The organism is Prevotella ihumii, assembly GCF_900155655.1.
GTDB classification, from domain to species: domain Bacteria; phylum Bacteroidota; class Bacteroidia; order Bacteroidales; family Bacteroidaceae; genus Prevotella; species Prevotella ihumii.
The window spans coordinates 2,585,861-2,598,232 of the sequence record NZ_LT706987.1; the positions used below are offsets into that span (position 1 = coordinate 2,585,861).

General features: G+C 41.8%; 9 protein-coding genes. 7 read left to right on the forward strand and 2 right to left on the reverse strand.

Annotated features, from left to right (window positions below; genetic code table 11):
- Positions 1 to 18: 18 nt before the first annotated feature.
- The gene (locus tag CZ367_RS11355) at positions 19 to 966 is read right to left on the reverse strand and encodes an IS30 family transposase (protein ID WP_077195399.1); all 948 of its coding nucleotides are present in this window, start codon (positions 964 to 966) and stop codon (positions 19 to 21) included.
- Positions 967 to 1,517: 551 nt separating this feature from the next.
- On the opposite strand from CZ367_RS11355, the gene CZ367_RS11360 reads away from it, so the two are divergent.
- Positions 1,518 to 2,450 carry a DUF4595 domain-containing protein gene (locus CZ367_RS11360; protein WP_077196955.1) on the forward strand — a complete coding sequence of 311 codons (933 nt, stop codon included), beginning with the start codon at positions 1,518 to 1,520 and terminating at the stop codon, positions 2,448 to 2,450.
- Positions 2,451 to 3,099: 649 nt separating this feature from the next.
- Here the strand turns inward: CZ367_RS11360 and CZ367_RS11370 are convergent.
- Entirely contained in the window at positions 3,100 to 3,282 is a 183-nt protein-coding gene (locus CZ367_RS11370) for a Panacea domain-containing protein (RefSeq protein WP_077196957.1), read from the reverse strand.
- A gap of 526 nt (positions 3,283 to 3,808) precedes the next feature.
- Here CZ367_RS11370 and leuS point away from each other — a divergent pair.
- From leuS to CZ367_RS11405, 6 genes are all read left to right on the forward strand, one after another.
- Positions 3,809 to 6,658, forward strand: a complete 2,850-nt coding sequence (gene leuS / locus CZ367_RS11380; protein ID WP_077196959.1) for a leucine--tRNA ligase — start codon at positions 3,809 to 3,811, stop codon at positions 6,656 to 6,658.
- 154 nt (positions 6,659 to 6,812) lie between these two features.
- Positions 6,813 to 7,796: a YitT family protein gene (locus CZ367_RS11385; protein ID WP_077196960.1), complete on the forward strand. Its 984-nt coding sequence runs from the start codon at positions 6,813 to 6,815 to the stop codon at positions 7,794 to 7,796.
- Between the two features lie 45 nt (positions 7,797 to 7,841).
- Positions 7,842 to 8,426, forward strand: a complete 585-nt coding sequence (locus CZ367_RS11390) for a non-canonical purine NTP diphosphatase (RefSeq protein ID WP_077196961.1) — start codon at positions 7,842 to 7,844, stop codon at positions 8,424 to 8,426.
- A gap of 48 nt (positions 8,427 to 8,474) precedes the next feature.
- A complete protein-coding gene (locus CZ367_RS11395; RefSeq protein ID WP_077196962.1) occupies positions 8,475 to 9,371 on the forward strand; it encodes a glycosyltransferase family 2 protein in 897 nt (298 codons plus the stop codon).
- The gene (porZ, locus tag CZ367_RS11400) at positions 9,364 to 11,397 is read left to right on the forward strand and encodes a type IX secretion system anionic LPS delivery protein PorZ (protein ID WP_077196963.1); all 2,034 of its coding nucleotides are present in this window, start codon (positions 9,364 to 9,366) and stop codon (positions 11,395 to 11,397) included. Before CZ367_RS11395 ends, porZ begins: the two co-directional genes overlap by 8 nt.
- Positions 11,398 to 11,423: 26 nt before the next feature.
- The gene (locus CZ367_RS11405; protein ID WP_077196964.1) at positions 11,424 to 12,368 is read left to right on the forward strand and encodes a glycosyltransferase family 2 protein; all 945 of its coding nucleotides are present in this window, start codon (positions 11,424 to 11,426) and stop codon (positions 12,366 to 12,368) included.
- Positions 12,369 to 12,372: the final 4 nt, after the last annotated feature.

Here is a 12,372-nt window from a genome sequence, read left to right on the forward strand (position 1 = left end):
CAACAAGCAAGTGCAAATTTACTTAATTAGTTCGTAAAAGCACTCATATGGTGTTCTAAATTCTAATTTCTTTCTTGGTCTCATGTTAATTTTCTTTGAATACTTTGTTATTTGTTGATGACTGACATGTTCAAACGTTTCTTTTTTTGGCACGTATTGTCTAATCAGTCCGTTAGCATTTTCTATAGCCCCTTTCTGCCATGAAGCGTATGGGTCAGCAAAATAGACGGTGACACCAAGGCTTTTGCTTATCATTTCATGGCAAGCGAATTCTGTGCCGTTGTCCGTTGTAATAGACTTGACATACTCTTTGAATGGAGATAGCAAATGTATTACAGTGCGTGCTAACTCCTTGGCATTCTTTCCCTTTTTAAGTTTTCTCATAAATAGCATATTTGTACTGCGTTCTATCAGTGTCACAATAGCACCATGATTTCCTCTTCCAACAATTGTATCCATCTCGAAGTCCCCAAAGCGTTTTCCGTCAACTTCAGTAGGTCTCTCGCTGATACTTGTTCTATTGGGTATGGATATACGTCTGCTACCAACAGGCTTGGCACGATGCTTTAGCTTGTGACGACAGTGTTTATATAGTGTTCCACCTTTTGCCTTGTCCTTACGTATCGTACGATATATGGTTTCATGGCTAATACGTTTACCTTCCTTAGCCAACACGCCAGATATTTGTTCAGGAGACCATTGTTCTGTAATAAGAAGACGTATCGCTTCATCCATAACATCCTTTTTGATTGAATGATTGCCTGGCTTTTTTCGCTTTGTGAGAGCTGCATTTGCTTGGGCAGTTTCCCAATTATACTGTCCTTTGGTCCCACTATTACGTTTTATTTCACGAGATACTGTACTTGGACATACTTTTATCGCTTTCGCAATATCTTTTAATTTAATTCCATTTTGGAGTAGCACAGAAATTGTGTACCTTTGCTCCGAGGTTAATTGTTTGTACATAACAATGCAAAATTAATTAATCTTTGGGAGACAGAGGTCTCCCTTTTTTATTTTTTAAGCATTGCTTGTTGATTTTCCACTCATGGGGGCTGCTCGCCCCCAAACCCCTCGGTGTTTTCTGGTATAGATTATTAAGCTAAACCTACACCTGAAATTGCAGTTCTATGTTGAACTTGTGCAGCCCTAATTTATTTTGTTTGAAAAAGTTTTACCGGACAGCAATAAAACGAATAGTATAGGCGGTTTTTATTGAGATATTGGACGCTGAAAGTTGATGTTTGAGCACGCCAAAGTTCAACTATGACGAGGTGAAACATATATGTTTGGCATTGTCAAAGTTGAACTTTGAGAAGCCTTGTATTGTTATTTGGGGTTTTAGAACAATAAATAAGATATACAGAATTATCCTATTTCGTAGATTGAAATGTTAAAACGCTATAAAAAAAAAACGAAGTATATTTTTGCTGTTATTATTCGTTATTACCAGATTATGGTAGTATCTTTGCAGCTCAAAAAATTAATAACAATTTATCAAGCAAGTAATTAAAAAAATGAAAAAATTAGGACTCACATTGATGGCTGTTCTTTTGGCAGCTGTGGCAGTTAATGCCCAAACCACTAAAAAGTTGCTCAGCTTAAAAGCTTCTAATGGCATTGGTGTTACTTTTGAATACAACGCCGAAGGAAAGGTGGTAAAGACAACAGAAGTAACAGACCCAGAAGTGAAAAGCGATAAAAGTACTTCCACCTACGAATACAGCGCAGATAAGATAACACAGACTTACAACACAGATGGCGGCACACCCGATGTACGTATAGCAAAGATAGAGAATGGTCGCATTGTGTCTGAGTCGGTAAAATTTAAAGTTCAGGGTACGCTCGAGGATGCTACGCTCACCTATACCTACAATGCTAACAATGAGTTGGTAAAGTCGGTAAAAAAGGTAGGCACTGAGGTTTACGAGTGTGTTTATACTTGGACAGATGGAGACATCACAAAGATAGAAACATATTATAATTCTAAGCCTAATGAGATTATAACCCTTACCTATGATACTTCAGTAACCAACCCATACATCCTTGCAATGAATATGATATGGCTTGTCGATTTTGATATAGAAGGCATCACACCTTACGGGCAAGTATTTGGGCATTACTATGGAAACTTAACCAAGCACGCTTTAAAGTCAAGAACTGCAGAAAATGCACCTGGTGTTAAACAAGAAGTGTCTGATAACTTTGTATTAACATATAACAAAGATGCGAATGGAGAAGTGAAAAGTATGACAACTAAGGTAGAAGAAGAGGATGTTGAATTCCAATTAGAATGGGAGTCAACCGATGGTATTGCTGCCCTTCAGACTGCTCTCCCACAACAAGAAACTTACTATAACCTCAATGGTGTGAAGCTCCAGAAGCTCCAAAAAGGCGTTAACATTGTGAAGAATGCCGAAGGAAAGACCCGCAAGGTAGTAGTGGAGTAAGAAGTATAGAAAGGTAAAAAAATAAGTCGGATAAGAACGAATGAAGCTGTTTGCTCGTTCTTATCCGACTTATTTTTTTATGATATTATAGTTTGCTTAGTGTTGATACACATCTCCAAAGCTATGTTCTATGAAGATAATGTTAAACACCTTTTATTCTCTATAGGCTGGTTCTATAAATTAGCTTTGTTAGATTTTGAGCTTATTTTTGAGGTCAAAATACAAGAGAGTGAAGGAGTGTAGCGAGCTACACGACTGAACGAACTTATATTTTGAACCAAAAAGAAGCCAAAAGATAACAAAACGTATTTCATAAAAATTTAATGACTATATGCGGTGGTAATTTATAGAACCAGCCTATAACCTAAAAAGACGTGGTTATCGCCCGTTGCTCTGAATACAAATAGCTTAACAATGTCGGGGTAACGCTCCATTCTGCTTTTTGCACTTGCAGAAAGGCTACTTACGGGTATTGTTTCAAACCCAAAACTATGTCGTTGTGCTTTAGTTATTTCTGTCCAACCTAATGTGCATAGTTTGCGGAAACGTTGGAGCATTGTGATGAAGAATGTGCCATCTCGTTGAGTATCTGTGTAACTAAAATCCTCAAGGTGGTCAAAACTAATTGTTATTCGGTCGCTTTTACCCTTTATCGACACGCTTCGATGTTGCTGTCGAAAAGCGGAGTTCCAAATGCTGCAAGATGGTAACCTTGTTCGTAATAAAGCAGCTTTTGCAATTTAAGATTGGTCATAGCATCACCTCCATTAGGTTCGTCCATTTGCGCCAAATATATGAGTTTGTTTGCTATATCTTGTGCTTTGTATGCCATAATAATAAGTGTTTTGGAATATGTTTGTTTCCTTTTGCATACGCTAATGCTAAGTTTTTTTATTTTCAGAATTTTGGGTACGATGACTTATTTTCTATTTTTGGCAAAATTAATAATAATAATCGGAATGTTAAAGCATTAAGCGTGCTTTTGCTATTAAAATTCGCTTATTATCACATTATTATATGGTTTGGTTTGCCTTAATTACGGAATATTTTCGTAATTTTGCAGATTAAACCCAATTCGGTTGTTAGAATGAGAATGTATTTTGCGATTATGTTGAGATTTATTTTGCATATATCAAAGGAGCATAGCGGGCTATGTGACTGCAGATGTAGGTAAAATAAAGCCAAAATAAGGCAAAAGACATCTCATAAGTTTCAAAAATAATAAAGTAAGCACCTAAACTGGTCTAATGACCGATTTGGGTTAAAGGTTTTTAAAAGTGTATTGTTTTTTTAGGCTGTTGTAATCGGCGGAATAACACAATACCAATGCGATGAAATAAAAAACAAAAAATATAGAAATGGAATACAACTTCATTGACATTGAAAAGAAATGGCAAAAACGTTGGGTAGAGCAACAAACCTACAAGGTGATTGAGAACAAAGAGAAAGAAAAGTTTTATGTTCTCAATATGTTCCCCTACCCTTCAGGTGCTGGTTTGCACGTAGGACATCCGCTCGGCTATATTGCCAGCGACATCTATGCTCGATACAAGCGATTGAAGGGTTTCAATGTGTTGAACCCAATGGGATACGATGCTTACGGACTGCCTGCCGAACAGTATGCTATTCAGACAGGTCAGCACCCTGCCATCACTACCGATAAGAACATTGCACGCTATCGTGAGCAGTTGGACAAGATAGGTTTCAGCTTCGATTGGAGCAGAGAAGTGCGCACGTGCGACCCTGATTATTACCATTGGACACAATGGGCTTTCCAAAAGATGTTCAACTCGTGTTACGACAATCGTCAACAGAAGGCTCGCCCAATAGAAGACCTTATTCGTCACTTTGAGGAAGAAGGCACGCTCAACCTTGATGTGGCACAGGGCGAAGAGAAAATGTTTTCGGCTCGCGACTGGATGAGTATGAACGAAAAGGAACAGCAAGAAGTGCTGATGAACTATCGCATAGCCTACTTAGGCGAAACGATGGTGAACTGGTGTCCGGGGCTTGGGACGGTGTTGGCTAATGATGAAGTTGTAGACGGAGTGAGCGAACGCGGTGGCTATCCTGTAGTTCAAAAGAAGATGAAGCAGTGGTGCTTGCGTGTTTCGGCTTACGCACAACGTATGCTTGATGGGTTGGACAAGGTGAATTGGTCGGACTCGATGAAGGAAACCCAACGCAATTGGATTGGTCGTTCGGAAGGTGCAGAAGTGAAGTTTAAGAGCATTACGCCTGTTGATGGTAAAGAAGTGGAACACAACTTCACCATCTTTACCACTCGTGCTGATACTATGTTTGGCGTAACCTTTATGGTGCTTGCTCCTGAAAGCGAATTGGTAGAACAACTCACTACTGCTGAACAGAAGCAAGAAGTGGACGAATACTTGGCATACGTGAAGAAACGCACAGAGCTTGACCGTATGAGCGACCGCAAGGTTACGGGGTTGTTCACAGGTTCGTATGGCATTAATCCGCTTACGGGCGAACGTTTGCCCATCTATGTTTCAGAGTACGTGCTTTCGGGCTATGGTACAGGTGCGATAATGGCTGTTCCTGCACACGACAGCCGTGATTATGCCTTTGCTAAACACTTTGGTTTGCCTATCATTCCATTGATTGAGGGTGCTGATGTGTCGGAAGAGAGCTTTGATGCAAAGGAGGGTGTGGTGATAAACAGTCCGATGAACCCGACTGAAGGTGGCTTCTCGCTGAACGGATTGACCGTGAAAGAAGCCATTGCAGCTACAAAGAAGTATGTTACAGAGCAAGGCTTGGGCAGAGTGAAGGTGAACTATCGCTTGCGCGATGCTATTTTCTCACGCCAGCGTTATTGGGGTGAGCCATTCCCTGTGTACTACAAAGAGGGTATGCCTTATATGGTTCCAGAGGAGTGTTTACCATTGGAATTGCCTGAAATAGATAAGTTTGAACCTACCGAAAGTGGCGAACCACCATTGGGACGTGCAAAGGTTTGGGCTTGGGACGAAGCCAATAAGAAGATTGTTGATAAGGCTTTGGTAGACAATAAGACCATCTTCCCATTAGAACTGAACACTATGCCAGGGTTTGCAGGTAGTTCGGCTTATTACCTCCGTTATATGGACGCTCACAATAAGGAAGCGTTGGTAGGCAAGGAAGCTGATGCGTATTGGCAAAATGTAGACCTCTATGTGGGTGGAACAGAGCACGCTACGGGTCACTTGATATACAGTCGCTTCTGGAACAAGTTCCTTTACGACTATGGTTGTAGCTGTAAAGAAGAGCCATACGAAAAGTTGGTGAACCAAGGAATGATACAAGGCCGTTCCAACTTTGTATATCGTGTCAACTCTGACGACCACTCTAAAGCTCCTGTATTTGTGAGCTTAGGACTGAAGGATCAGTACGACACTACGCCAATCCATGTTGATGTGAACATTGTACACGCTGATGTGCTCGATATAGATGCGTTTAAGGCGTGGCGACCTGAATATAACAACGCCGAATTTATACTCGAAGGCGACAAGTATGTTTGTGGTTGGGCAGTAGAAAAGATGTCGAAGTCGATGTTTAACGTTGTCAACCCTGATGTGATAGTTGAGCAGTATGGTGCTGATACATTGCGTTTGTACGAAATGTTCCTCGGTCCTGTGGAAGCAAGCAAGCCTTGGGACACCAATGGTATTGATGGTTGTTTCCGCTTCTTAAAGAAGTTCTGGAAGCTCTATCAGCAAGAATTGACCGATGAAGCTCCTTCTAAAGAGTCGTTGAAGAGCGTTCATAAACTCATCAAGAAGGTGTCTTACGATATAGAACAATTCTCTTACAACACTGCAATATCGGCATTTATGATTTGTGTGAACGAGTTAGGACAACAAAAGTGCAACAATCGTGAACTATTGAAGCAAATCATAATCCTCATAGCACCATTTGCACCACACATTGCAGAGGAGTTGTGGGAACAGATGGGCGAGGGTAGCACCGTTTGCGATGCACAATGGCCAGCTTACAACGAAGAGTATTTGGTGGAAAGCGAGGTTCAGCTCACCATTTCGTTCAATGGTAAGGCTCGTTTCCAAATGACTTTCCCTGCCGATGCTACGAAAGAAGAAATGGAAAAGGCTGCTTTGGAAGACGAAAGAAGTATAAAGCAGATAGACGGCAAACAAATAGTGAAAGTTATTGTTGTGCCTAAGAAGATTGTAAACATCGTTTGCAAATAAATTAAATATAACCAAAGCGAGCGTGTACCATTGGGTTGCAAAAGGCAATTGATGGTGCGCACTCGCTCTATAACTCACACCATTGTTTTTTATACATCACACCATTTTATTTTGGTTGTGCATCTATTTTACTTTGGTTATTTATCTATAAATTATGACAGTAGACCAACGATTGATTAGAAGTGAAGTGAAGGATTATGTTTTCATAACCCTTGGACTCTTTTTATATGCAGCTGCATTCACTGTATTCTTGATGCCTTATGAGATTGTAACAGGCGGATTGACAGGTTTCTCTGCAATTATTTACTACGCAACAGGCTTTAAAATAGAGAATACATATATGATTGTCAACATCGTATTGTTGGCAGTTGCGTTGAAAATATTGGGCTTAAAGTTTATGTCAAAGACCATTTACGCCATCTTTATGTTGTCGTTTATGCTCAAATTTGCCCAAGAACTGATGCCTGTTGATGCAAATGGCAACTTTATAAAGGTATTGGGTGAAGACCAAGAGTTTATGTCTTTGATTGTGGGATGTTGCATTACGGGAGCTGGTATGGCAACTATCTTCCTCAATAACGGAAGCATGGGCGGTACCGACATCATTGCAGCCAGTATAAACAAGTATCGTGATGTATCTTTAGGACAAGTCTTAATGGCGGTAGACGTCTGCATTATAGGTACTTGTATGCTGTTTCCACAATTTGGAGGATATGTAGAACGCTTCCATAAGGTGGTCTTTGGTCTCTGTACAATGTTTGTTGAGTGTTCAGTACTCGACCACGTGATGAACCTACGTAGACAGTCGGTGCAGTTTCTTATATTCTCAAAGAAGTACGAGGAGATAGCTGATGCCATTATGAAGGAACGCGACCGCGGCATTACTATACTTGACGGACACGGTTGGTACACTGGTAAAAAAGTAAAGGTGATTTGCTTGATGGCAAAACGTAACGAAAGTCAGTCTATTTTCCGCATCGTTAAGATTATCGACCCATTAGCTTTCGTGTCTCAAACATCGGTTATTGGTGTGTATGGAGAGGGTTTCGAAAAGATAAAAGTTAGCACCAAAGATGCCGAAAAACTATTGTCTGAAACCTATGGAGACGATGGTGAAGTGGAAGAATATAAAGCATAAAGAGCCAAGAAGTAAAACCCCCAAGGAGCTGAGAATATGGATAAAATGAAAATAGTATTTGCTACAAACAATGCACACAAGCTCTCTGAGATTAAAGACATCTTGGGTGCAGACTTTGAAGTGGTATCTTTGAAAGAAATAGGGTGCAACGTTGATATTCCTGAAACCGCTGATACGTTGGAAGGAAATGCAACGATTAAGGCACAATACATCTACGATAACTACCATTTAAACTGTTTTGCAGACGATACAGGTTTAGAAGTTGAGGCTTTGGGAGGCGAACCAGGGGTGTGTTCGGCTCGTTATGACGACACCACAGACCACGACAGCGACGCCAATATGCGTAAGTTGCTCGCCAAATTGGGTGATAATAGCAATCGCAAAGCTCATTTCCGTACCATTGTTTCCTTAATCATTGATGGCAAAGAACAGCAGTTTGAGGGTAGGGTAGAGGGACATATCGCTCTGCAACGTTCAGGCAATGGCGGCTTTGGGTACGACCCTATATTTGTGCCAGAGGGATATGACAAGAGCTTTGCCGAGCTTGGAGAGGGAATAAAGAACCAAATATCGCATCGTGCACGTGCTGTTAAAAAGCTTGCCGACTACTTGAAGACGCACGTAGGATAAGCTCTGTAAAGACTTTTAATTTGTCCAATAGGTTGCAAAGAACGAGCTATGAGCAAATCAATATCAATACTTCTGCCCACATACAATTGTTCGTGTGTAGCTTTAGTTACAGAGCTACAACGCCAATGTGTGGCAGAAGGCATCCCTTTCGAGATACTTGTAGCCGATGATGCTTCACCCGATAGGAGCTTTATCACGAAGAATGAGCCAATAAAAGCCCTTGAAGGCGTGCGTTATATACTGCGAGAAAAGAACGTGGGTCGGTCTGCTATACGCAATTTCCTTATCTCTCAAGCCCAAAACGATTGGCTTTTGTTTATCGATGGCGACCTTTCGCTCCTCAATCCTCAGTTTATACACAACTACGTACAAGCCGAAGGCGAGGTGGTAGTGGGCGGAATCAGCATCGGAGGTGACCCTAAGCAATGGAAAAACAACCTCCGTTACGTTTACGAACAAAGGTATGAAGCTACGCACAATGCAGCCGAACGCCAACAAACATCTACCCAACACTTCCGCACCACCAACTTCTTAGCCCACAAAACGGCTATGTCTGCTTGTCCGTTTGATGAATCTTTCAAACAGTATGGATACGAAGATGTGCTGTTAGGAAAGGCTTTTGAAGCGCAAGGTATTAAGATAAAACACATCGATAACCCTATAACGTTAGACGATTTCGAACCTAACGATGTCTTTATAGCCAAGACCGAGGAGTCGCTCCGTACCCTTTCACAATTTAAAAACCTACTCCAAGGTTACTCCCATCTGCTCTCTTTCCAAGCTAAGATGCAGCGTTTTCACCTCTTGGGTTTACTCTCTTTTGCCTATATTTTACTCAAAAAGACAATAAAGCCCCGACTTATAGATAATAAACCCAATGTTTTTTTGTTTAATATCTATAAGTTATTATATTTCACACATTTCGACACAAAGCACTATGATTAAAAGAATATTCCTTTACACATTAATTTCGGCTTGCTCGCTCTTGCCGCTTAATAAGGCAAAGGCCGATGGTATAGGCACTTGGAAGAACTATATGGCGTACAGCAACACCACGTGGGTGGAGCAAGTTGGTAAGAAGTTGTATGTTCTTGCGTCCGACAATCTGTATGTTTACAACGAAGCTGATAACAGTATTCAGACATACGACAAGACACGTGGACTGAACAGTGCGGATATAGACTTCATTGCGTGGAACAACACAGCCAAGCTATTGGTTATTGTGTATGCCGACTTCAACATTGATTTGCTTAGCGAAAAAGGCGAAATAACCAATCTTTCGAGCTATAAGAACAAGTTGATGACCGATATGAAGACCATCAACGACCTCTATATGTACAATGGATATTGTTACATTAGTACAGGCTTTGGCGTCTTAAAGATAAACTGCGTAAAGGCCGAAGTTAGCGATACTTACAAGTTGGGCTTTAATGTCAATCACACCTTTATTGAAGGCAACAGCATCTATGCTTCGAGCGAAAGCGCAGGACTGTACAAAGCAACGCTCACCGACAATCTATTAGACAAAAACAATTGGCAAAGGGTGGGAGAGTATCGCCCTAACAGCAAGTATCCCAATGCCGAACTTATGGCGAAAGCAAACACACTTCTCCCAGGCGGACCTAAGTACAACCGCTTCTTCTTTATGCGTTATCTCAACAACCGCCTCTACTCTACAGGAGGTGCATTCGAGAGTGGTAGCGTAGGTTTAAACCACATCGGAGCGGTGCAAGTGCTAAATAACAATGGCGAATGGAGCATCTATGAAGACGACTTAAAGGATAAAACGGGTTACAAATACATAGATATGAACTGCCTTGCCGTAGACCCTAAAACCCCAGAACACGTATTTGTAGGCGGACGCTCAGGACTATACGAGTTTATGAACGGACGCTTCAAAACCAATTACAACAAGCACAACACCCCTTTGCGTGGTGCTATAGATCGTGGAAAAGAGTTGGGCAAAGACTATGTGGTAATCAATGGTTTGGCTTTCGACAAGGCAGGCTCGCTATGGGTTCTGAATTGCCAAACTAAGGAAACCTCTTTGCTTGAGCTAAAACCCGATGGAAAGATGGTATCGCACCACAAACCCGACCTGATGGAACAAGGTACAAGTCTTCGGGTAATGCGTAACGCAATGTTCGACAGCCGTGGTCTCCTTTGGTTTACCAATCATACATACATCAAACCTGGAATTTTCTGCTATCAGCCCTCTACCGATGCGCTCAATTCCTACACTCGTTTTATCAATCAAGACGGAATACCGGTAGGCGTAGCAGCGGTAAGTTGTGCAGTGGAAGATATGTATAAAAACATTTGGGTAGGTACAAACGTAGGGCCATTGTTGCTCAAAGCCGACCAAATAAGCAATCCTGAACAGGCTGTATTTGAACAAGTGAAAGTGCCACGCAACGATGGTACAAATTTGGCTGACTATCTTTTGGCAGGTATAGACATCACTTCTATGGCAATAGATGATGCAGGGCGAAAGTGGTTTGGGACAGCTTCTACGGGTGTATATCTCATCAGTGAAGACAATATGACCCAAGTGCAGCACTTCACAGCCGAAAACAGCCCATTGCTTTCCAATGTTATTGAGAGCATAGCCATAAACAATGCTACGGGAGAGGTATTCTTTGGTACAGACAAGGGCTTGTGCTCGTATATTAGCGATGCAACTACTCCTATGGAAAGTCCAAGCAGCGAAACCACATACGCTTATCCTAACCCTGTGCGCCCTGAATATCGTGGTCCTATAGCCGTGGTAGGATTGTACACCAACTCTGATGTAAAGATTGTTACAACCAATGGTGTTCTTGTGGCACAAGGCACAAGCAATGGTGGCACCTTTGTATGGGACGGCAACGATATGAACGGCAATCGTGTAGCATCAGGTGTCTATATTGTACAAGCAGCCGACCAACAGGGGAGCAACGAAACAGTGTGTAAGATAGCAATTGTAAACTAACATTCACCCCTTATAGACGATAGACGATGAAGAAAGTAACCATTCTTATTCCTTGCTATAACGAAGCACAGAGCCTACCATTGCTTTACGACCAGTTGAAGCAGTTGGCAGACACCCATACCACCTATCGTTGGGAATGGCTGTTTGTAGACGATGGCAGCAAGGACAACACCTTAAACTGCCTCAAGGCTATTCGTGAGGCAGATGATAGGGCTTGTTTCATCAGTCTGTCGCGCAATTTTGGCAAAGAACGGGCTATGTTAGCAGGGTTCGACTATGCAAGTGGCGACTGTGTGGTGATAATGGATGCCGACCTTCAGCACCCTCCTTCAGTAGTGCCCGATATGTTGCGCTACTGGGAAGAAGGCTATCAAGACGTGTATGCAAAGCGAAGCAATAGGGGCAAAGAGAGCTTCTTACGTCGCCGTTTATCGTTATTGTACTATAAAATATTAGACAAGACCACACGCTACGATGTGTTGCAGAACGTGGGCGACTTCCGTTTGTTAGACAAGAAATGTATTCTTGCCTTGCGAAAACTGCGTGAAAGCCAACGTTATACCAAGGGAATGTATTGTTGGATAGGATTTAAGAAGAAAGAAATCGTGTTCAATCAGCAGGACAGGGTAGCAGGCACATCGGCTTGGAGCTTCTTCAAGCTCTTTAGTCTTGCCATAGATGGGTTGGCATCGTCTACTACTTTTCCCCTCCATCTTTCCACCTTTTTGGGCGTAACGTGCGCCCTCTTGGCTTTGGCATATATGCTTTACGTATTTGTAAAGACCATTCTTGTAGGCGAACCCGTGCAAGGTTTCCCTACGCTTATTATTGTCATTCTCTTCCTTGGTGGTGTACAACTGCTCTCCTTGGGCATTATTGGCATCTATCTTGGGCGCATTTTCAACGAAACAAAGGGGCGTCCTGTCTACTTGATAGATGAGGCCGAAGGCATCAATATCAACGAATTATAATCAT